Source organism: Bacillus sp. S3 (genome assembly GCF_005154805.1).
In the GTDB taxonomy this organism is placed as follows: domain Bacteria; phylum Bacillota; class Bacilli; order Bacillales; family Cytobacillaceae; genus Neobacillus.
Genome location: NZ_CP039727.1, coordinates 4,055,198 through 4,077,040, shown reverse-complemented (window position 1 = coordinate 4,077,040; position 21,843 = coordinate 4,055,198). Strand labels below are relative to the sequence as shown.

Here is a 21,843-nt window from a genome sequence, read left to right as displayed (position 1 = left end):
ATGTGGATATGTATGATTCGTATGTTGACAAAGTTCTTATTGTCGAAGGAAAATCGGATAAGAATAAGGTAAAGAGTATCGTAAAGGAACCGGTCGAAATCATTTGTACCAATGGGACGATAAGTCATACCAAATTGGATGAATTGATCGATTTTCTCGAAGATAAGGATGTCTATATCCTAGTTGATGCTGATGCCGCCGGTGAGAAGCTTCGCAAACGGTTTAAACGGGAGTTTCCGCAAGCGGAACATTTATATATTGATCGTATGTATCGCGAGGTAGCGACCGCGCCGGTGCACCACTTGGCGACCGTCCTTCTGGGAGCGAACATCGATGTTCATAAAGAGTTTTTAGAAATGGGATAATGATTTATGAATGAATGGAATCGAAATGAGCTGGAAGCTTTCCTCGATGATGCGGAAAGCGGGCTAATCTATTTTTATACACCACTCTGCGGTACCTGTCAGCTTGCATCTAGAATGCTGCAAATCGTGGAGGAGTTAGTTACCGTTAAAATGGGTAAATTGAACTTGAACTTTTATCCGGATATAGCGGTTGAGTTTGCGATTGAAAGTGTACCGTGCCTGTTAATTGTTCAAGGAGGCAAGGTGAAAGAAACCCTGTATGCGTTTCATTCCGTACCCTACTTGCTTGAAAAAATGAAACAACATTTAAACTAAGCAGATGCGGGTTGCGTCTGCTTTTTGATTAAATGTTAGTAACCTGAGCCAGGCTAGCCGCCTGGCTTTTTCAATGTAAAAGAGACCGGTTAAATGCTAGCAGCGAGTAAAAACCTGATCAATGCTTTCCAGCTGCAAAAATAGGGTGATTTGATGAAAAAATGTTAGAGGAATCTAAAATTTCCTTATTTACAAAAACTTACCTCCTGGATTATGATACTTAGGGATACGAAATAATTGAAGGGGCGGAAACAAAATGGCCTTTTATCATAACTGGGCGGCGCAATTTAAAACGTATAATCGTAACATCAAGTTAAGCTTCATGGCTAATATTTTTACACAAATCGGCCTCGGTATTTTTATGGTAATTTATAATTTTTATATACGAAAACTCGGATACACAGAGGCGGTTAATGGCCAGGTCATTGCGATGACTTCGCTTGCCACAGCGATTATTTTAGTACCGGCAGGACTGATAAGTGACCGATACGGACGGAAAAAAGTGTTTTTTTATGGCATTTTGATCTCCGGTGCTGTATTACTTTTGCGGAGTATTTTTTCCACACAAGGAGTGCTTATCGGACTTGCTTTCACGAGCGGATTGACAATGGCTTTTCTGCAAGTATCTAGCATCCCATGGCTCGCGGAAAATTCGACGGCGGATCAAAGGGTGAATTTATTTAGTCTCCATTTCGCCTTTATGACTGCGGCAAATGTTGTAGGAAACCTGTTAGGCGGGACGTTAACGGACTTATTTTCCTTTTTTGTCAGTGATATCAATAGTATTCGTTTCACTTTGATTATTGGTGCTATCATTTATCTAATTGGTATCTTCCCAGCTACGAAATTCAACGAACCTCCGAAATCAAAACCAACCGTAAAAAAGACCGGTTCAGCCTCCTGGAAAAATGAAGGGGTGAGGTTGATCGTTTTATTTGCGATTGCCCAGCTATTGATTGGCTTCGGAGCAGGCCTTGTCATACCTTATCTTAACCTGTATTTTGCTGATCGCTTTCGTGCGTCCACCACATCTATCGGCTTAATCATCTCACTTGGGCAGGCGGCCACGGCCTTAGCGATGTTTATTGGGCCGCAAGTGGTCAAAAAAGTCGGCGACGTTAGGGCGGTAGTTTATTTGCAGCTGGCATCACTGCCATTCCTCTTACTAACTGCGTTTACAGAACATTTATGGCTGGCGGCACTTGGATTCTTGTTCCGTCAAGCGTTAATGAATGCTGGGAATCCGATTCAAATGTCGTTAATGATGTCGAAAGTTAACGACTCGATGAAGGGCCTCGCGAATTCCGTCAACCAAATGGTGTTTAATTTAGGGTGGGCGTTCATGGGGCCGGTTTCTACTGGGGTTGTTGTCAAATACGGCTCATATTGGGGCTATGCCTATGTTTTCACGATAACGGCAACTCTATATCTAATCGGTTCGGTCTATTTTTTCCTAGTTTTTAAAGGCTTTTCTGTTAAAAAAGATCTATCTGCAACAGCCAAAATTTCATAAAGATACGACATATTTCTCAGGAAATGATCGAAATGTTGAGGAAATAGGATGAGAATTGTCGAGTGATTAATAGAGGATTCCACTACTTTTTACTGAATTAGAAATATAAAAGTAAGTGACCGGAGTGGTGGAAATGATCGAAGCGGTAGAAGCATTTCTAGTAAAAGTAAAAGAACAAGGGCATATCCTTCCCTTGATACAGCAGGCGGATGTACAAATCAATCTTCAATGGGCGGAACAACAAAGCATACAGCTGATCATAAAAAGCGGCGGCATCTGCATCACTCACAATCCTGACTTTCAACAAAGGAAATACATGATTAGCGGTTCCCCAACCGCAATGATACAGCTGATTGAAGGGACGGAAAGACTGCGGGTTCTTGAACAGCAGGGACAACTAAAAATCATCGCGCCATTAAGAACCATTCTTTTACTAGAATCAATCTTCTTTTTAACAAAAGCAGAGTTGGCAAAAATAATTTAAACAAAGCTATTGACTCGGAATTAAACTTCATGTAAAGTATTATTTAAATATTCTATTAATAAAAACAATTCAATAAAGCATTCTTATCAAGAGTGGCGGAGGGACTGGCCCTTAGAAGCCCGGCAACCGGTTTGGACACGGTGCTAAATCCAGCAGAGCGTTAGTGCTCTGGGAGATGAGAAGAGAGCCCCCCCCTCTTCTTATGAAGTGGGGTTTTGTTATTTAACAATAAAAGGAGGAAGCGAGAATGGCAGAAAATCAAAAAAAGTATCGGTTTGAAACATTAAGTGTTCATGGAGGATTATCACCGGATCCGGTAACGGGTGCACGTGCGGTTCCAATCTATCAAAACAACGCCTATCAATTTAAAAATACTGAGCACGCAGCGAACCTATTCAGCTTAGCGGAGCCAGGTTACATATATACCCGGATTCACAATCCAACGACAACCGTTTTTGAAGAAAGGGTTGCATTATTAGAAGGCGGCGTCGGTGCACTTGCCGTTGCTAGCGGAATGGCGGCGATTACCCTTGCAATTTTAAATATTGCTGAAGCAGGGGATGAAATTGTTTCTGCCGCAAACCTTTATGGAGGAACCTACAATTTATTTGCCGTTACTCTTCCTAAATACGGAATCAATGTAAAATTTGTTGATGGGGATGATCCTGAAAACTTCCGTGCAGCGATTACGGAAAAAACAAAGGCCGTTTTTGCCGAAACGATTGGTAATCCAAGCTTGCGCGTCCTCGATATTGAAAAAGTAGCGGATGTTGCTCATGAGGCAGGCGTACCTTTAATCATTGACAATACCTTTGCGACGCCATATCTGTGCCGGCCAATTGAGTATGGTGCAGATATTGTCGTCCACTCGGCGACGAAATGGCTGTTAGGGAATGGAACGTCCACAGGCGGAATCATTGTTGACGGCGGTAAGTTTGATTGGAATTCACCGAAATTCCCAGGCTTCACAACTCCGGATTCCAGCTATCATGATTTGGTCTATGCTGAAGCACTTGGTGCAATTGCGTATATTATTAAAGCCCGCGTGCAGTTATTGCGTGACCTTGGCCCTGCCTTAAGTCCACAAAATGCCTTCCAATTTACTCTTGGACTTGAAACCCTTCATGTTCGGATGAAGGAGCATGTGGCCAATACGAAAGAAGTGGTCGATTATTTGGAAAATCATCCAGCAGTTGACTGGGTTTCCTACCCAGGGCATGCTTCACACCCTGACCATGAACTAGCAAAAAAATACTTACCAAAAGGTGCAGGTTCAATGGTCGTTTTCGGAATTAAGGGTGGTAAAGAAGCAGGAGCAAAACTAATTGATTCCTTATCACTTTGGGCGCATGTGGCCAATGTAGGCGATGCAAAAAGCTTGATCATTCACCCGGCAAGTACGACGCATCAGCAATTAGATGCGGAAGGACTAAAGGCTGCGGGTGTATCAGAGGATTTAATCCGTCTTTCGATTGGAATCGAAAATGTTGAGGACTTAATTGAGGATCTTGAATCTGCGATTGAAGCGGCAACAGGATTATCGTCATTGAAGACTAATGCCTAAATTTACCTAAATCCATTTTTCCGAATATGAAGAATTATTCGTTGACACCCCTATTTATCCATGATACGATAGCTTTCGTAATCTAATTACTGAAATATTAACGTGTTAATTGAATATAGAATGCTGTAAGCTCTTATCAAGAGAGGTGGAGGGATGTGCCCGATGAAGCCCGGCAACCGTCAATTATTGAAATGGTGCCAATTCACACAAAGCAATTGCTTTGGGAGATGGGAGAAAGGTTTAGTTCGTGATGCCTTTCTGCCTATGCAGAGAGGCTTTTTATTTTTTAAAATATTTTTTCCCAAACAGTCAAACCCTATATTTAACTAACTGGTAATCAGGATAAGAAGCAGGTGATTCAATGATTTCAATAAAAAATGTCCGTAAGATTTTTCCTTCCAAGCAAGGTGAATTGAAGGCAGTTGATGAAGTCAACCTTGAAATTCAAGAAGGAGAAATTTTCGGAGTGATTGGTTATAGTGGGGCCGGGAAGAGTACCCTCATCCGCATGTTAAACGGGCTGGAGCTTCCAACCGATGGAAGCGTGACAGTTGCCGGCAGAGTGATTTCAAAGATTAAGGGTGCTCAACTTAGACAAGCCCGTCAGGAAATTAGCATGATTTTCCAGCATTTTAACTTATTATGGTCGAGAACAGTGAGCGAGAATATTGCTTTTCCACTTGAAATAGCCGGTGTCAAAGGCGATCAAAGAAAAAAACGAGTGGCTGAGCTGATCAAGCTGGTTGGCTTGGAAGGTAGAGAAAATGCCTATCCATCACAATTAAGCGGCGGCCAAAAGCAGCGGGTCGGGATTGCCAGAGCACTCGCCAATAATCCCAAAGTATTGCTTTGTGATGAGGCCACTTCGGCTCTCGATCCGCAAACAACCGATTCCATTTTGGAATTGTTAGTGGATATTAATAAGCGCCTTGGGTTAACCATTGTTTTGATTACCCATGAAATGCATGTCATTCGAAAAATCTGTCATCGTGTTGCGGTAATGGAAAGCGGCAGGGTTGTTGAGCTTGGATCAGTGCTTGATGTGTTTAAAAACCCGCAGCAGCCGATTACGAAACGATTTGTCCAGCAAGTGACGGAACCTGAAGAAACGAAAGAAACAATCGAACATCTAATCGAACGTTATCCGAGAGGACAAGTGGTTCAGCTCTCATTTGTCGGTGAAGCAGCAGAACAGCCATTAATCACAAATATCATACGTGATTATGATGTGATCGTTAATATTTTACAAGGGAAAATTTCTCACACCCAAAACGGATCATACGGTACATTATTCATTCACTTAGATGGGCAGGCTCCCGAGATAGAGAAAGCCATCGATTATATTCACTCACAGCAAGTCGGCGTGGAGGTGATCAGTAATGGCTGATTTTATGGAAATGATAAAGTGGGAAAATTTATTAGAGGCCACGCGAGAAACACTTTATATGACTTCCATTTCAGTGTTTGCTACCTTTGTTTTAGGATTATTGCTTGGTCTGTTGTTGTTTTTAACAGATAAAGACAATATTTGGGCAAACCGGACAGTGAATGTCATTATTGCCGGGTTTGTTAATATTTTCAGATCCATCCCGTTTATTATTTTAATTGTGTTATTGATTCCTTTTACTAAATTATTATTAGGGACTATGCTTGGTGCCAATGCGGCTTTGCCGGCCCTGATTATTGGAGCAGCTCCTTTCTATGCTCGAATGGTGGAAATTGCCTTAAGAGAAATCGATAAAGGTGTGATTGAAGCATCACAATCGATGGGAGCCACACATAGTCATATCATTTTTAAAGTATTAATACCGGAATCTTTACCGGCATTAATTTCTGGGATTACCGTCACGGCCATATCACTAGTAGGCTTTACAGCAATGGCTGGTGTTATTGGTGCCGGAGGACTTGGCCATTTTGCTTATCTTGAAGGTTTTCAGCGCAATAGGCCGTTAGTGACTTTAGTTGCAACCATCGCGATTTTAGTTTTAGTTTTTATTATCCAATTTGTTGGAGATTATTTTACAAATAAAACAGATAAACGATAACAGGAGGAGTTTACTAATGAAAAAATTACTAAGTGTTCTTTTCATTGCATTCGCAGTGTTTGCCCTGACTGCGTGCGGCGGGGAAAAAAATGATACCGCTAAAAAGGGTGACAGCAAGAAATTAGTGGTTGGTGCATCAGCAGTACCACATGCGGAAGTGTTAGAAGCGGCAAAACCTTTATTAAAAGAAAAAGGCATTGATCTAGAAATCAAAGTTTTCCAAGATTACATCCTGCCAAACGTAGCTTTAAGAGATAAAGAACTCGATGCAAACTATTTTCAAACACCAGGGTATTTAGACCTTCAAATGAAAGAAAACAAGGACTTTGATTTTGTTAGCGTTGGTGAAATCCATAAGGAACCAATTGGAATTTATTCTAAAAAATATAAAAGCTTAAAAGACCTTCCAAAAGGTGCGAAAATTATTATGAGTGATTCACTAAGTGATCATGGACGTATCTTACCTATTTTTGAAAAAGAAGGATTAATTAAACTTAAAGAAGGCGTTGGCGCCAATGCAAGAGTTGAGGATATTGTTGAAAATCCAAAGGACCTTGATTTCTCTACTTTAATTGAAGCGAAGTTATTAGCCTCTTCTTTCGATAGCGGTGAAGGGGATGCGGTGGTTATTAATACCAACTATGCATTAGAAGGCGGTATTGACATCGGTAAGTACGGAATTGCATTTGAAGGCCAAGACGTTGTGCCGGCAAACCTTGTGGTTGTTCGTTCAGAGGATAAAAACAGAGAAGAAATCAAAACACTTGTAGAAGTGCTTCGTTCAAAAGAAATCCAAGATTTCATTCTTGATAAATACAAAGGTGCGGTTGTATTATCCAAGTAATATATTAAATAGGAAGAAAGATACAAGTCAGTGATTCCCATCACTGGCTTTTCCTATTTCACTTGGAGCGGTGTTCACATGTACATGATTCCCGACAATTGGGTAAAAATAGAAACGACTTCGACCTTTAAATCAGTTGGAATTGTCCAAAAAATGAGGTATGATTTTAAACGGGCCCAATTTACATAACGGTTTATTGACTGAATTTTCTCATAAAGTACACTCTTATTCTCAATTAGAAGATGCTTAATGAAAATAGTAACTTTGTTTTTACTGTTTAGGAGTTGCTAATACATTTCATTTGTTATAAGATTGTAATGAGAATAAAGTGAGAATAGAAGTATAGACCTAATTGGTCAAGATGATACAAAACTTTCTTTTTGGAGGTATAGATATGGCTGGATCAACTTTAACGATCAAAGATTTACATGTAGAAATTGATGGGAAAGAAATTTTAAAAGGTGTTAACCTTGAAATAAAGGGTGGCGAAATTCACGCAATCATGGGGCCGAACGGTACTGGTAAATCCACGTTATCATCGGCAATCATGGGGCACCCAAAATACGAAGTCACTGGCGGAAACATTACGTTAGATGGCCAAAACGTGCTTGAAATGGAAGTAGATGAGCGCGCACGCGCAGGTCTATTCTTAGCAATGCAATATCCAAGCGAGATTAACGGCGTAACAAATGCTGACTTTTTACGTTCAGCACTCAACAGCCGTCGCGGCGAAGGAAACGAGATTTCACTAATGAAATTTATCCGTCAAATGGATAAACAAATGGAATTCCTTGAAATGGATCTGGATATGGCACAGCGTTACTTAAACGAAGGTTTCTCCGGCGGAGAAAAGAAGCGTAACGAAATTTTGCAATTAATGATGCTTCAGCCTAAAATTGCCATCTTGGATGAAATCGACTCCGGATTAGATATCGATGCGCTAAAGGTTGTTTCTAAAGGAATCAATGAAATGCGCGGCGAAGAATTCGGCTGCTTAGTCATCACTCACTATCAACGTTTGTTAAACTATATCACTCCTGACTACGTGCACGTTATGATGCAAGGCCGTATTGTTAAATCAGGCGGTCCGGAACTGGCACAACGCTTAGAAGCAGAAGGATATGACTGGATCAAGCAAGAACTTGGAATTGAAGATGAAACAGTTGGGCAAGAAGCGTAAGTTAGGAGGATTAAAATGACAACAGAAACAAAATTACCATTTGATAAAGGTTTTGTAAGTTCTTTTTCAAAAGAAATGAACGAACCTGCATGGTTTGAAGAGTTTCGTCTAAAGGCATTACAAGATTTCGAACAACTGCCAATGCCTAGACCTGATAAAACGAAAATAGATAAATGGAATTTTACGCAATTTAATCAACATACAGTAAAAAGCGATGGCTTTGCCTCTCTAGCTGACCTGCCGGAGGAAGTAAAGGCATTGGTTGATTTGGAAGCGGGAAGTCAGAATTTGTATATTCAACGAAATCAAACCCCTGCATTTTTAACTTTATCAGAAGATCTAAAAAGCAAAGGTGTAATCTTCACTGATATTTTCACGGCAGCAAGGGAACACGGGGACTTGTTGAAAAAATATTATATGACGCAAGCAATTAACGTGGATGAACACCGTTTGACTGCTCTTCACGCTGCACTTGTAAATGGCGGAGTTTTCTTGTACGTTCCAAAAAACGTAGAAATATCCGAACCGATTCAAGCTGTATATGTACATGATAATAAAGAAGCTAATTTGTTTAACCATGTGATTGTTGTCGCAGATGACAATAGTTCCGTCACATATGTGGAAAACTATATTTCTACAATGGAAACATCGAATACGTTAGTTAACATCTTGTCCGAAGTGATTGCCAATGTAAACGCGAAGATCCAATATGGTGCGGTTGATACATTAGCTAATGGTGTTACCACTTATGTTAATCGCCGCGGTGTTGCAGGCAGAGATGCCAACATTGAATGGTCACTGGGTTTGATGAACGAAGGAAATACGATCTCAGAAAACACCACTAATTTACTTGGCGATGGGTCCAATGGCGATACTAAAACAGTTGTTGTCGGTCGCGGCGACCAAACGCAAAACTTTACTACTAAGGTTGTTCACTTTGGAAAGCATACTACCGGGAATATTTTAAATCACGGGGTAGTTAAGGATAGTGCTACATCTATCTTTAACGGAATCGGCAAAATTGAACATGGTGCCTCTAAATCAGATGCGGAACAAACTTCACGTGTTCTGATGCTCAGTGAAAAAGCACGCGGCGACGCCAATCCTATTTTGCTGATTGATGAAGATGATGTTGTGGCAGGACATGCAGCCTCTGTAGGCCGCGTTGATCCATTGCAACTGTATTATTTAATGAGCCGCGGAGTTCCTAAACATGAAGCGGAACGTTTAGTCATTCATGGTTTCCTAGCACCAGTCGTGAATCAACTTCCGATTGAAGGAGTAAAGAAACAGCTTGTCGAAGTGATTGAAAGGAAAGTACGCTAATGAATATCCAGGATATTCGTAAACAATTTCCGATACTCGATCAAGAGGTAAATGGCAAGCCGCTCGTTTATTTGGATAGTTCGGCAACTTCACAGAAGCCGCTTCAGGTAATCGAGGCTGTTGATAAATATTATCGTGAAATCAATTCCAATGTCCATCGCGGTGTTCATACGCTTGGAACTAGAGCTACGGATGCATATGAAGGGGCAAGGGAAAAGGTTCGCAAGTTTATAAATGCGAAATCGACGCAGGAAGTTATTTTTACTAGAGGAACAACCACTTCAATTAATACCGTGGCAGCAAGCTATGCTGCTGCGAATGTAAAAGAAGGCGACGAAATCGTCATTACCTATATGGAGCATCACAGTAATATTATTCCCTGGCAGCAGGTTGCAAGACGGACGGGTGCGCAGTTAAAGTACATTCCATTGCAAGAGGATGGCACCATTTCACTTGATGATGTCCGTGCAACTGTAACGGAAAATACAAAAATTGTGTCTGTCATGCAGGTGTCAAACGTACTTGGCGTGATCAATCCTGTTAAAGAAATTGCCCAGATTGCCCATGAAAATGGTGCCATCATGGTGGTCGATGGTGCCCAAAGTGTGCCGCACATGAAGATTGATGTCCAAGACCTGGATTGTGATTTTCTTGCTTTTTCCGGACACAAAATGTGTGCTCCTACTGGCATAGGTGTTCTTTATGGAAAAAAACATCTTCTAGAAAATATGGAGCCAATTGAATTTGGCGGCGAAATGATTGATTTTGTTCATTTGTACGAATCAACCTGGAAAGAGCTGCCGTGGAAATTCGAAGGCGGTACGCCAATTATTGCCGGAGCGATCGGACTTGGCGCAGCAATTGACTTTTTAAATGAAATTGGTTTAGACAATATTGCCGAGCATGAACATAAGCTTGCTGCCTATGCATTAGAAAAAATGTCAACCGTTGAAGGAATGACCATTTACGGACCGCATGATGCAGCCAAGCGTGCAGGACTTGTGACGTTTAATATTGAAGATGTCCATCCGCATGATGTGGCAACCGTATTAGATGCAGAAGGAATTGCTGTACGTGCCGGACATCATTGTGCACAGCCGCTGATGAGATGGCTGAAAGCTTCAGCTACAGCGCGAGCAAGCTTCTATTTATATAATTCTGAAGAGGATATTGATAAACTCGTTGAAGGGCTTGTCAAAACAAAGGAGTATTTCAGCGATGTCTTCTAATTTAGATGCACTTTACCGAAGAGTGATTATGGACCATTATAAAAAACCCCGCAATCGCGGTGTGTTGGAAGATGGAAGTCATACCATTAACATGAACAACCCAACCTGCGGTGACCGGATTCAATTGACATTTAAAGTGGAAAATGGAATCGTTGAGGATGCAAGATTTGAGGGCGAAGGCTGCTCGATTTCAATGTCATCCGCCTCAATGATGACGCAGGCAATCAAAGGGAAAAAGGTCGAAGATGCGATCCAATTATCACATATTTTTTCTGAAATGATGTTAGGCAAAGAGCCAGACGATTCGATTGATTTAGGTGATATTGAAGCACTTCAAGGTGTAGCCAAATTTCCAGCCCGCATCAAATGCGCGACATTAGCGTGGAAGGCGATGGAAAAAGGCTTGAAGGAAGAGGAACAACAATAAAACGCTGGGGTGCTCTAGCCCCATCGTTTAAGAATGGAGGAATACGACGATGGCTAAAAAGATGCCTGAGATCGGTGATTATAAATATGGTTTTGCCGATAAAGACGTTTCCATATTCCGATCAAAACGTGGATTAACACGTGAGATTGTTGAAGAGATTTCAAAAATGAAAAGTGAACCGCAGTGGATGTTAGACTTCCGCTTAAAATCACTGGAGCATTTTTACAAAATGCCAATGCCGCAATGGGGCGGAGATTTAAATTCATTAAACTTCGATGAGATTACCTATTACGTTAAGCCGTCTGAGAAGTCTGAGAAATCTTGGGATGAAGTGCCGGAAGAAATTAAGGCAACCTTCGATAAGCTGGGAATTCCTGAAGCTGAGCAAAAGTATCTTGCCGGGGTTTCGGCTCAATATGAGTCCGAGGTTGTTTACCACAACATGAAGGAAGACCTAGAAGAATTAGGTATAGTCTTTAAGGATACCGATTCTGCCTTACGTGAAAATGAAGATATTTTCCGTGAACACTGGGCAAAGGTAATTCCACCAACTGATAACAAATTTGCGGCACTAAACTCTGCAGTTTGGTCAGGTGGATCGTTTATTTATGTACCGCCTGGTATCAAAGTAGATACTCCATTACAGGCGTATTTCCGAATTAACTCCGAAAACATGGGGCAATTCGAACGGACGCTGATTATCGTTGATGAGGGCGCGCATGTCCATTACGTTGAGGGCTGTACCGCTCCGGTTTATACAACGAACTCCTTGCATAGTGCGGTTGTTGAAATTGTCATTAAAAAGGATGCTTACTGCCGTTATACAACGATCCAAAACTGGGCAAACAACGTGTATAACCTTGTAACAAAACGTGCTGTCTGTGAAGAAAACGCAACGATGGAATGGATTGACGGTAATATCGGTTCTAAATTAACGATGAAATACCCAGCGGTTATTTTAAAAGGTGAAGGCGCCCGCGGCATGACGTTATCCATCGCGATTGCCGGTAAAGGCCAGCACCAAGATGCCGGAGCAAAAATGATTCACTTAGCTCCAAATACATCTTCCACTATCGTTTCGAAATCCATTTCGAAGCACGGCGGGAAAGTAACTTACCGTGGGATCGTTCAGTTTGGCCGCAAAGCCGATGGCGCCCGTGCCAACATTGAATGTGATACGTTGATTATGGATAATCAATCAACATCTGATACCATTCCATACAACGAAATCCTAAATGACAATATCTCTCTTGAGCACGAAGCGAAAGTTTCGAAAGTATCTGAAGAGCAGCTCTTCTACTTGATGAGCCGCGGTATTTCAGAACAAGAAGCTACTGAGATGATTGTAATGGGCTTCATCGAGCCATTTACAAAAGAACTGCCAATGGAATACGCCGTCGAAATGAACCGATTAATCAAGTTCGAGATGGAAGGATCCATCGGTTAATATCGTTGAAAAATTTCCCCGCTTGCTGCGTTAGCAGGCGGGTTTTTGCGTTGCAGATGTGATTTACTGTCGTTTGAGAAGAGTTTACTGTTGGATAGAGGCGGCTTACTGTCATATAAGGTTTATTTACTGTCGGATAACACAAATTACCTGTCTATTGGAAAGGTTACTGTCGGATAACAGTTGGTTACTGTCGAATAAGATTTGTTCACTGTCGGATAACAGCAAATTACTGTCGTTATCCTTTCCAATATTAAAAGGAAGCTTCGTAAATCGAAAAATCTAGCATCTTCTAAAATTGGTTATGCTATTATTAATAAATGGAGGTGAGCTTCTTGATCTATATTGGTGTAACGGGTTGGGGAGACCACGACAGCTTATACCCCAGTCACACGCCCTCACGTGATAAACTTAAGGAATACGCAGGTCATTTTCCGACCGTTGAAGTCGATACCGCTTTCTACGCCATTCAGCCAAAAAGAAATGCTGAAAAGTGGGTCAGTGAAACGCCAGAGAGCTTCCAGTTTATCGTAAAAGCCTATCAAGGGATGACAGGTCACCAACGTGGCGAAATCCCATTTGAAAGCAAACAAGCGATGTTCAGCGCCTTTAAAGAGTCATTGGAACCATACATACAACAAAATAAATTAGCCATGGTCCTGTTTCAATTTCCGCCGTGGTTTGCCTGCAAACGAGAAAATGTAGATTATTTAAGATGGTGTAAACATGAAATGGAGGATATACCCTGTGCATTGGAATTTAGGCATCAATCCTGGTTTGCACCTCAATATCGCCGCCAAACTCTTGATTTTATGAAGGCAGAGAAATGGATTCACAGCATTTGTGATGAACCTCAATCCGGGGAAGGGTCTGTCCCAACAGTACTGGAGACGACTAGTGCTAGTCAGGTACTTGTTAGATTTCACGGCCGCAATGTTCATGGCTGGCAAAAGCGAAACGCCGAAAACTGGCGCGAGGTCCGCTATCTTTATCGCTATAATCATCAAGAGCTGGAAGAGTGGGCCAAACGCGTCCAATGTTTAGCGCAACAAACCACTAACATCTATCTCCTGTTTAACAACAACTCCGGCGGCGACGCGGCGGACAATGCCAAAGAAATGATGAAACTTTTACATATTGAATATGAAGGGCTCGCTCCAAGGCAGCTGGATTTATTTAATTAGACATACACTAGAAGGTGAAAACAAAATGGAATGGATTATTTTAGTTTTAGTAGGGCTGGTTGCGAGCTCACTAGGCTCGCTGATTGGCATGGGGGGAGGCATCATTGTTGTCCCTGCTTTGCTGTACTTAGCAACCTTGTCAACATTCAGCCACCTGACACCGCAGGTAGTAGTCGGGACATCTCTTTTTACGATGATTTTTACCGGGCTATCCTCTACGTTAGCCTATATGAAACTTAAAACGGTTGATTATAAAAGCGGATTAATATTTCTGATTGGCAGTGGGCCGGGGAGCATCCTTGGTGCATGGGTAACAGAAAAATTAGAGTTGCACTCTTTCAATATTTATTTCGGACTATTTATTCTGTTTGTCTCGATTGTAATGGTCGCTAAGGATAAATTAAAGCCTCTGCCGTATCAGAAAGATAAGGGAATTGTCCGGAGCTTTACCGACAATAGCGGGAAAACCTTTGACTATGGTTTTAGTCCGATTCTAGCCGTCGTCATTTCCTTCATTGTCGGCTTTTTATCAGGGATTTTCGGGATTGGCGGCGGCTCGCTGATGGTGCCAACGATGATCTTGCTATTTTTCTTTCCGCCGCACGTGGCAACGGCGACATCGATGTTTATGATTTTACCAACATCGATCTTGAGTTCCATCACCCATATCACCCTGGGGAATGTGGATTGGCTTTATGCATTGGCACTGATACCGGGGGCATGGATTGGCGCGAAGGTTGGCGTGCTTTTAAATTCCAAATTAAAGAGTAAAACCATTGTTCTGATTATCAGAATTATCCTTGTGGTGGTAGCCGTTCGCTTAATTTATCAAGGGATTACAGGGTAAGGTAGAAAAATGGAAACCATACATCTATACCATACAAATGATTTTCACAGTCACTTAGAACATTGGCCGCGAATACAGCAGTTTCTTTTGCAGAAAAAACAATTACATCAGCAGCAAGGTGAGGACGTCTTTCTCTTTGATATCGGCGATTTCATTGACCGCTGGCATCCGTATACGGAAGCAACGAAAGGGAAAGGGAATATCCCCCTGTTAAATGAGTGCCAGTTTACCGCGGCTGCGATAGGGAATAACGAAGGAGTAAACCTTCCTTTTGACGATTTAGATCAGCTTTACAGCGATGCTGAGTTCGATGTTCTTGCTGCAAACTTTTATTACCAAAATGGCAGTTATCCGCAATGGGTAAAACCCTATAAGATCTATCAAACACAAAAGGGAACTCGACTGGGCGTAATCGGTCTTACCGCACCCTTTACACATCTATATGATTTGCTTGGGTGGAGGCTGACAGATCCAATCTCCGAGCTTAAAAAATGGCTTGAACCCCTAGAGAAAGAATCGGACTTCATTATCCTGCTGTCCCATCTCGGCATCCATGATGATGAACGGATTGCAGCAGCATTCCCGGAAATCGATGTTATCTTAGGAGCTCACACCCATCACTTTTTTGAAAAAGGAGAGCTTGTCGGGTCTACACTTCTTGGTGCTGCAGGAAAGTACGGTTTTTATGTTGGCAAGATGACAATTCACCTTAATGAACAAAAGGCTGTCACTCGTAAGGAGGCACTTCTATATGACTTTAACGATCTTCCAATTGTTCCAAATGAACAGGAACAAATTATTGCTTTTTTAAACAAAGGGAAGGATCTGTTAAGCCATAAGGTCACAACTCTCAGCGAGCCATTGTTGCACCATCCATTTCAGGAAACCAATTTTTCACGTTTGTTATCGAAGACATTAAGAGAATGGTGCCAGGCTGACTGTGCGATGATTAATGCGGGGCTTCTTTTAGGCACATTATCTGAAGAGGTGACAACATACGATTTGCTCGAGGTTTGCCCACACCCGATCAATCCGTGTGTAGTCAAATTGACGGGAAAAGAATTATTGGAGATCCTATCTCAAACCATGGACGAGAGCTTACATCACAGGCAAATAAAAGGCCTCGGTTTTAGAGGGACCGTTTTAGGAATATTTGTTTATGATGGAATTTGCTTTGAGAAAAATAAAATTTTCATTCAGGGCAGCGAATTAAAGCTGGACAGCAACTATACATTAGCTCTCCCCGATATGTTTACTTTTGGCCATTTTTTCACAGAAGTACTGCCGCAGAAGCAGAAGAACTATTTTCTGCCGGAATTTTTGCGTGATTTATTGAAATGGAAGCTTGAGATGCCAACCTAGCCCATCACGAATTTTCCTTCGCAAACATACTGTGATAGTGAGGAAAGGAGTGTGGGACCCTTTGATTGAGCTTTCACCAATTGAAATTAACGGCCATACTTTCGTGGCTGTGACAGTTATACTACCAAAAACCACCCTTTTAACGGTGTCAAATGATAAAGGCTATATTATGTGCGGTGCTTTAGATGTTGGCCTATTAAATAAAAAATTAAAGGATCGCAAAATCATTGCCGGCCGGGCTGTCGGCGTTCGAACGATTGATCAGCTCCTAAATGCCCCTTTAGAGTCAGTAACTGTAGAGGCAGAAGAATTAGGGATTCATCAGGGGATGATCGGAAAAGACGCCTTGCTAAAAATGGTTTAAAGCTTGCTAAAAAAGCAGGCTTTTTTTCATGGGCTAGTTCATCTCTTCTTAGCATACACATAGCATGAAGGGGGGATTTCTTTGGCAAAGTTCCGACGGCGGCGATTTTTCAAGCGTGGGCCGCTGCCATTCCGATATGTGATGCTGCTGACTTTCGTCTTTTTCCTATTCTCTACTGCTGCCAGTTTGATGCTGGTAAACAAGGGAATTGAGCCGGCCTTAATGAGATATGCGGAATCAGAAACCCGTAATATTGCATCCCTTGTCATTAATAGAGCCATAACGAAACGTACTACCAATGTGGGGGAAAATAATCAGGTTATTAAAATTACGGAAAGCAGTGATGGAAAAAAGCAAAACGCCGAATTGAATACTGATTTGATCAATCGGGTGTTAGCAGAAACCACTGCCCAAATTCAAAAGAATTTAAAAACAGCCAAGAAGGGGGATATTGCCTTATTAGAGTCAGATGTGGAAATTGAAACAGAAAACACCGGTAAAGAAGATGGAATTGTTTGGTATGTGCCATTAGGCCAGGCAACCAATATTTCATTATTAGGGAATATTGGACCTAAAATTCCGGTTAAATTCCATGCGATTGGTGAAGTGGAGCCGGATGTTCATATTGAACCAAAACAAATGGGAATCAATAGTGTCTGGATCCAGGTCTCTGTTGAAATCGAAGTATCTGTCCAAATTATCACTCCATTTGCAACAAAAATTACCAAGTTAAAACAAAGCATTCCGGTTGGGGGAAGGTTGGTAGAAGGAGAAGTTCCGCAATTTTATAACAGCGGCGGCGGTATCACACCATCCATTCAGTTACCGGAAAAGAAAACAGATACGAAAAAATCAGGAAATTAAAAGGACTATCCTCCCAAGGACAGTCCTATTTCCGTTTCATATTCATTCGCTCCAGGCGTTTCCATTTTGCTAAATGCGGGTACGGGTCAAATGACCATTCCGTTATCCCATTGTCCTTATACATTCCGTAATGTAAATGGGGCGGGAATTTCCCGGAAGTCCCCGGCGGACCGTATCCGGAGCTGCCAACACCGCCGATGACCATGCCGGGCTCAACGATTTGACCAACCCTTAAATCTTTGGCAAACCCACTTAGGTGGGCTAAGTAATGATAGGTGTTATTGATATCGCGGATGCCGATTCTCCAGCCGCCGAACTTGTTCCAGCCCTTCATTTCAATAATTCCATAACTTGTCGCACGGACCGGTACCCCGTAACCAGCGAAAATGTCCGTTCCTTCATGCATCCTTCTTCCGCCCCAGCCGCGTGCATCCCCCCATGTACTGCGATAACTGTGATTGCTGTGAAGAGGCACAGGGAAGACTTGTTTATCTAAATCAAGACGGCCGAAATGCCGATAAATTTTCGCCTTACCGGCAATAATACTTACCGTTTTATCACGATGATAGTAATTCCATAACCCGATTTTTATATTCTCATGATCTACACCATATGAAAGAAGATAGTTGGCAAACGCATATAAAACATCCTCATCACTCTTCAAGCTCGCTTTTCCATCCCCGTCGCCATCGACACCTATTCCATTAAAAAATTGGATAATAGCCGGATTTTCTTCCGATGGGTTTGGATTTGTTAAGCCTGCCCATTGGCCCGGCTTGAAATATATCGAAATGGTACTTTCAGGCTTTGGCAAATCGCGACGTGCAAAACGGATACTTCTTTCATATTGATCAATGGCCGCTAAATAATACCAAGGAATCTGAGTAACTGTTTCCATCTTTTTATATAGCTTCATTCTTTCCTGATAGGGATCAGGTTCTTCTTTTGCGTGAGCATCCCTGACAGACAATGGTGAAGTTAAGAGCATAAGGATCGTTCCAATTATGAGAACAGCCCGCAACAGAGATCCTCCTTCCAATTAAGGTACAAAGTTAGTTTATGATTATTAGTCCATTTCATTAGGGTTAATAATTGGTAATCGAAAACGGAATCATTAAACGACGGGAAAGGATCAGTAAAAAAGACATGATCTTAATAATTTGATTCCTTGTCGTTCCTATTCCAGTATGATAAAGTGACATCAGAAGAGGTTTCACTTTCAGACATATTGGGATTTCAAGGAGTGTAAAAATTGAGCCAAAAAGAAGAAGTTTTACGTAAGCCGGAATGGCTAAAAATAAAGTTAAACACGAATGAATCTTATACGGGTTTAAAAAAAATGATGCGCGAAAAAAATCTTCATACGGTTTGTGAAGAGGCCCGCTGCCCTAACATTCACGAATGCTGGGCGGAAAGACGGACGGCGACATTTATGATTCTGGGAGATACTTGTACGCGTGCCTGCCGCTTCTGTGCCGTCAAAACAGGGCTGCCAACAGAGCTTGATTGGCAGGAGCCGGAAAGAGTAGCTGACTCTGTTCAATTAATGAACTTGAAGCATGTGGTCGTGACGGCAGTAGCCCGCGATGATTTAAAGGATGGCGGGGCAGCCGTTTTTGCGGAAACAGTAAGGGCGATTCGCCGGAAAAATCCATTTACAAGTATAGAAGTTCTTCCTTCTGATATGGGAGGCAAGGAAGAAAATTTACAGCTGTTAATGGATGCGAAACCGGATATTTTGAATCATAACATTGAGACAGTTAAACGGTTAACACCAAGAGTAAGAGCTCGTGCTAAATATGACCGGTCGCTTGAATTTCTTCGCCGTGCCAAAGAAATGCAGCCAAGCATTCCCACAAAATCAAGCTTAATGATTGGTCTTGGGGAGACAAAAGAAGAAATCCTGGAAGTCATGGATGATTTAAGAGCAAACAACGTTGATATCATGACGATTGGGCAATACCTGCAGCCGACCAAGAGTCATTTAAAGGTGCAAAAATACTATAGCCCGGATGAGTTTAATGAATTACAGCAAATTGCGATGAGTAAAGGCTTTAGCCACTGTCAAGCAGGCCCGCTTGTCCGTTCATCCTATCATGCCGATGAACAAGTCAATGCTGCTGCCAAACACAAACAAATGCTTGGAGAAACAGAAGTAAAAAAAGAAGCGTAAAAAAGAGTTCAGCCCCCGCAATAAAGGGCTGAACTTTTTTCTTTAGCGATTGCGCATATGGTCATCCTGGGTCATACCATTTGCATCTTCATTGGAATTTACAGCATGACCTTGTGGAGACTTTTTCATTTGCTTGATCAGCCCATTGACCACATTACGGGCATTTCTGCTATTTGAATCGGTATTAGCCAGATTTTCAACATCACGCATCAAGACTTTATTGTCGGTGACATACACATGATAATATCTAGGTACCACCGATAACGCAGACCGCTTCACTTGGTCTGCGGTTAAGTTGCGGTCCTTTGAATTGGTATCATAGGCAATCAACACTTCCTGATCTGTGACAAGTGTTGCAACATCATTTACGTTAGGAATACTTGTGCTTTGCTTGCTAATAATGTTAGCAACCTGCTCCCGATCAAGTGCGGTATAGTGATTATTTCCCATATTATCATTCGCCACCGGACTTTTTTGGTGGCGGACAAAGCCATAATTGTCGCTGACATTACGAATTCCCCGGCCGGCTTCTTCATTGTATAGTTCATGTCTTTTGTTATTTACGTTAATGGTATTACCGCTTTCCTCATATATATCGTTGCTGGCAGTATCCTTTGAGCACCCTGTTAAAGCGGTCATCGTACATAATCCAGCGATTATGATAAATTTTTTCAATTAAAAGCACCTCCTTTTATTAGAATAGCCAAAGGGATGATTTTTTTTCTTAGTAATTGATGGGGAATCGGTTATAATGGGTATTAGGTATTTGCTGGGCAAATGAGGTGAAATAGGATGATTGTGGTTAACAATACCGGATATGAAATTCTGCAGGAATATCGTGACGCGTATAATGAGGAAGCATTTAAAGCAAGGTACAGTGATATTTTATCGAGGTACGATTATATTGTAGGCGATTGGGGCTATGGGCAGCTTCGCCTGAAGGGTTTCTTCGACGATCAAAACCAAAAGGCTACATTTGATACAAAAATAAGCACACTGAGTGAGTACCTTTATGAATACTGCAATTTCGGCTGTGCCTATTTTGTTTTGAAAAAGGTAAAAAAATGAGAAGGTCAGGTAACCCTGAACCTTCTTTTTTATGCCTCCGAATAAGGCTCTTGTATATCTGTATCCGGGTCATCATGTGGCGGATGTGCACCTTCCATCTGCCGCGGTAAATCCTGATGCAGTGATTTAAATTCATAATTAAAAGCACTGTATTTCCGCTGTCCCTCTTTCCAAGGTGTACTCTTATTTTGCACTGGCTCGTCTTTTCTAATGGAGGAACCATACGAGCCTTCTGGAAACTCCTGGGCAGTGAGGAAATTTTGTTGTTGTTCAACCGTTGATAATTCTGTATATTTTTCTGAGTCCTTATTACCCATGCTTTCACTCCTTTACCCTTTAGTATTTCAAAGAGGGTGAAAAACATGTGAGGATCAAATGATTTCAGTTAAAAAACTGCGCAGTTCTTCCGCATCTTGCTCATTTAATTGAAAGGCAAATTCTAAGTATCCCTCTTCCTCCAAATCGTCCTGGCCGATAATGGCAAACCGATTTCCCTGGATATCAAGAACTAATGACTTTCCATAATGGCGATTCGTTTGAACAATCGCTAAATCAAAGCGCTGGTTTTCACCAACAAAACTGACAAATCTTGTTTTTGTATCTTCCGTATCATCGTATAAGAAAAAGCGTTCAGTCATGAAATGGTCTCCTTTAAGGTGTTCACTATTTTTCCATCTTCTTTATAGTATCAAATTTCAGGCCATGTTTCACTGATTTCTGATGGTGGAAAAATACGAACCATAGAAGGATTGTGTTACAATAAAAATGAAAGGGACTACATAGAGGGAAGTGGGCTAGATGTATTTTGTTGACAGAGAAAGAATTGAAGCATTCCTCCAATATTTAGAGACAAAAATTAATCTTTTTCACGAACAAAAGGATTGGTCAACACCGACTGAAAAGACCGCATTGGAGCGTTTATGTCAAATGATGCTTGAGGCAGTATTGGATGTGGGAAATGACATGATTGACGGCTTTATTATGCGGGACCCAGGCAGTTACGAGGACATTATCGATATTTTAATGGATGAAAAGGTTATCACTAAGGAAACGGGAGAAGCGTTTAAAAGCCTTATTCCATATCGGAAAATGCTTGTTCAGGATTACATGGACGTTGATCATCGTGAACTTCAGGAGCAGTTTGCTAAGTACCTTCCTGAATTCGGACGTTTTTCAGAGAATGTCCGTGAATACCTAACAAATGAATTAGGGCCTGTTTCGGCATTTAAAAATTGACCGTTA

General features: G+C 41.6%; 25 protein-coding genes and 2 riboswitches. Of the genes, 21 read left to right on the top strand and 4 right to left on the bottom strand.

The annotated features are described in order from the left end of the window. The first annotated feature begins 8 nt into the window (after positions 1-8). From FAY30_RS19895 to yunB, 18 genes are all read left to right on the top strand, one after another. The gene (locus FAY30_RS19895) at positions 9-365 is read left to right on the top strand and encodes a toprim domain-containing protein (protein WP_149871494.1); all 357 of its coding nucleotides are present in this window, start codon (positions 9-11) and stop codon (positions 363-365) included. 6 nt (positions 366-371) lie between these two features. Next, the gene (locus FAY30_RS19890; protein ID WP_149871493.1) at positions 372-680 is read left to right on the top strand and encodes a thioredoxin family protein; all 309 of its coding nucleotides are present in this window, start codon (positions 372-374) and stop codon (positions 678-680) included. A gap of 256 nt (positions 681-936) precedes the next feature. Continuing rightward, positions 937-2,193 carry an MFS transporter gene (locus FAY30_RS19885; RefSeq protein WP_149871492.1) on the top strand — a complete coding sequence of 419 codons (1,257 nt, stop codon included), beginning with the start codon at positions 937-939 and terminating at the stop codon, positions 2,191-2,193. Positions 2,194-2,326: 133 nt separating this feature from the next. Next, positions 2,327-2,677, top strand: coding sequence for an SCP2 sterol-binding domain-containing protein (locus tag FAY30_RS19880; protein WP_149871491.1), 351 nt, complete (start codon positions 2,327-2,329; stop codon positions 2,675-2,677). Positions 2,678-2,757: 80 nt separating this feature from the next. Further along, positions 2,758-2,859: riboswitch (SAM riboswitch) on the top strand. A 65-nt stretch (positions 2,860-2,924) separates the two neighbouring features. Further along, positions 2,925-4,241 (top strand): O-acetylhomoserine aminocarboxypropyltransferase/cysteine synthase family protein, encoded by a 1,317-nt coding sequence (locus tag FAY30_RS19875; RefSeq protein ID WP_149871490.1) that lies wholly within the window; start codon positions 2,925-2,927, stop codon positions 4,239-4,241. A 130-nt stretch (positions 4,242-4,371) separates the two neighbouring features. Beyond that, a riboswitch (SAM riboswitch) is annotated at positions 4,372-4,475 on the top strand. Positions 4,476-4,602: 127 nt separating this feature from the next. Beyond that, positions 4,603-5,628, top strand: coding sequence for a methionine ABC transporter ATP-binding protein (locus FAY30_RS19870; RefSeq protein WP_149871489.1), 1,026 nt, complete (start codon positions 4,603-4,605; stop codon positions 5,626-5,628). Beyond that, positions 5,621-6,286, top strand: a complete 666-nt coding sequence (locus FAY30_RS19865; RefSeq protein ID WP_149871488.1) for a methionine ABC transporter permease — start codon at positions 5,621-5,623, stop codon at positions 6,284-6,286. Before FAY30_RS19870 ends, FAY30_RS19865 begins: the two co-directional genes overlap by 8 nt. 16 nt (positions 6,287-6,302) lie before the next feature. Next, entirely contained in the window at positions 6,303-7,130 is an 828-nt protein-coding gene (locus FAY30_RS19860; protein ID WP_149871487.1) for a MetQ/NlpA family ABC transporter substrate-binding protein, read from the top strand. Positions 7,131-7,524: 394 nt separating this feature from the next. Next, entirely contained in the window at positions 7,525-8,310 is a 786-nt protein-coding gene (gene sufC / locus FAY30_RS19855) for a Fe-S cluster assembly ATPase SufC (protein ID WP_149871486.1), read from the top strand. A 15-nt stretch (positions 8,311-8,325) separates the two neighbouring features. Next, positions 8,326-9,636: a Fe-S cluster assembly protein SufD gene (sufD, locus tag FAY30_RS19850; protein WP_149871485.1), complete on the top strand. Its 1,311-nt coding sequence runs from the start codon at positions 8,326-8,328 to the stop codon at positions 9,634-9,636. Beyond that, positions 9,636-10,865 carry a cysteine desulfurase gene (locus FAY30_RS19845; protein WP_149871484.1) on the top strand — a complete coding sequence of 410 codons (1,230 nt, stop codon included), beginning with the start codon at positions 9,636-9,638 and terminating at the stop codon, positions 10,863-10,865. The genes sufD and FAY30_RS19845 overlap by 1 nt, the downstream gene beginning before the upstream one ends. Next, on the top strand, positions 10,855-11,292 hold the full coding sequence (gene sufU / locus FAY30_RS19840; RefSeq protein ID WP_149871483.1) for a Fe-S cluster assembly sulfur transfer protein SufU: 438 nt from the start codon (positions 10,855-10,857) through the stop codon (positions 11,290-11,292). Before FAY30_RS19845 ends, sufU begins: the two co-directional genes overlap by 11 nt. A 49-nt stretch (positions 11,293-11,341) precedes the next feature. Then, complete coding sequence (sufB, locus tag FAY30_RS19835) at positions 11,342-12,739, top strand: Fe-S cluster assembly protein SufB (RefSeq protein ID WP_149871482.1); 1,398 nt, start codon at positions 11,342-11,344, stop codon at positions 12,737-12,739. A 335-nt stretch (positions 12,740-13,074) separates the two neighbouring features. Beyond that, positions 13,075-13,923 (top strand): DUF72 domain-containing protein, encoded by an 849-nt coding sequence (locus tag FAY30_RS19830; protein WP_149872788.1) that lies wholly within the window; start codon positions 13,075-13,077, stop codon positions 13,921-13,923. A 25-nt stretch (positions 13,924-13,948) separates the two neighbouring features. Continuing rightward, the gene (locus FAY30_RS19825; protein WP_149871481.1) at positions 13,949-14,770 is read left to right on the top strand and encodes a sulfite exporter TauE/SafE family protein; all 822 of its coding nucleotides are present in this window, start codon (positions 13,949-13,951) and stop codon (positions 14,768-14,770) included. Between the two features lie 9 nt (positions 14,771-14,779). Beyond that, positions 14,780-16,132, top strand: a complete 1,353-nt coding sequence (locus FAY30_RS19820; RefSeq protein ID WP_149871480.1) for a bifunctional metallophosphatase/5'-nucleotidase — start codon at positions 14,780-14,782, stop codon at positions 16,130-16,132. Positions 16,133-16,193: 61 nt separating this feature from the next. Then, positions 16,194-16,496 carry a YunC family protein gene (locus FAY30_RS19815; protein WP_149871479.1) on the top strand — a complete coding sequence of 101 codons (303 nt, stop codon included), beginning with the start codon at positions 16,194-16,196 and terminating at the stop codon, positions 16,494-16,496. 81 nt (positions 16,497-16,577) lie between these two features. Further along, a complete protein-coding gene (gene yunB / locus FAY30_RS19810) occupies positions 16,578-17,360 on the top strand; it encodes a sporulation protein YunB (protein WP_149871478.1) in 783 nt (260 codons plus the stop codon). A 25-nt stretch (positions 17,361-17,385) separates the two neighbouring features. Here yunB and FAY30_RS19805 read toward each other — a convergent pair whose 3' ends face one another. Further along, on the bottom strand, positions 17,386-18,348 hold the full coding sequence (locus FAY30_RS19805; protein ID WP_223821016.1) for a M23 family metallopeptidase: 963 nt from the start codon (positions 18,346-18,348) through the stop codon (positions 17,386-17,388). Positions 18,349-18,612: 264 nt separating this feature from the next. On the opposite strand from FAY30_RS19805, the gene lipA reads away from it, so the two are divergent. Next, on the top strand, positions 18,613-19,533 hold the full coding sequence (gene lipA / locus FAY30_RS19800) for a lipoyl synthase (protein ID WP_149871476.1): 921 nt from the start codon (positions 18,613-18,615) through the stop codon (positions 19,531-19,533). A gap of 42 nt (positions 19,534-19,575) precedes the next feature. Here the strand turns inward: lipA and FAY30_RS19795 are convergent, their stop codons facing one another. Further along, positions 19,576-20,208 (bottom strand): YhcN/YlaJ family sporulation lipoprotein, encoded by a 633-nt coding sequence (locus tag FAY30_RS19795; protein ID WP_149871475.1) that lies wholly within the window; start codon positions 20,206-20,208, stop codon positions 19,576-19,578. A gap of 117 nt (positions 20,209-20,325) precedes the next feature. Here FAY30_RS19795 and FAY30_RS19790 point away from each other — a divergent pair, with 117 nt between their 5' ends. After that, entirely contained in the window at positions 20,326-20,601 is a 276-nt protein-coding gene (locus FAY30_RS19790; RefSeq protein ID WP_149871474.1) for a YutD family protein, read from the top strand. Between the two features lie 29 nt (positions 20,602-20,630). Here the strand turns inward: FAY30_RS19790 and FAY30_RS19785 are convergent, their stop codons facing one another. Both FAY30_RS19785 and FAY30_RS19780 read right to left on the bottom strand, forming a co-directional pair. Further along, on the bottom strand, positions 20,631-20,918 hold the full coding sequence (locus FAY30_RS19785) for a cytosolic protein (RefSeq protein WP_149871473.1): 288 nt from the start codon (positions 20,916-20,918) through the stop codon (positions 20,631-20,633). A gap of 54 nt (positions 20,919-20,972) precedes the next feature. Then, positions 20,973-21,239, bottom strand: a complete 267-nt coding sequence (locus FAY30_RS19780) for a DUF3055 domain-containing protein (protein WP_149871472.1) — start codon at positions 21,237-21,239, stop codon at positions 20,973-20,975. A 160-nt stretch (positions 21,240-21,399) separates the two neighbouring features. Here FAY30_RS19780 and FAY30_RS19775 point away from each other — a divergent pair, with 160 nt between their 5' ends. Next, positions 21,400-21,837 (top strand): DUF86 domain-containing protein, encoded by a 438-nt coding sequence (locus tag FAY30_RS19775; protein WP_149871471.1) that lies wholly within the window; start codon positions 21,400-21,402, stop codon positions 21,835-21,837. The last annotated feature ends 6 nt before the right edge of the window (positions 21,838-21,843 follow it).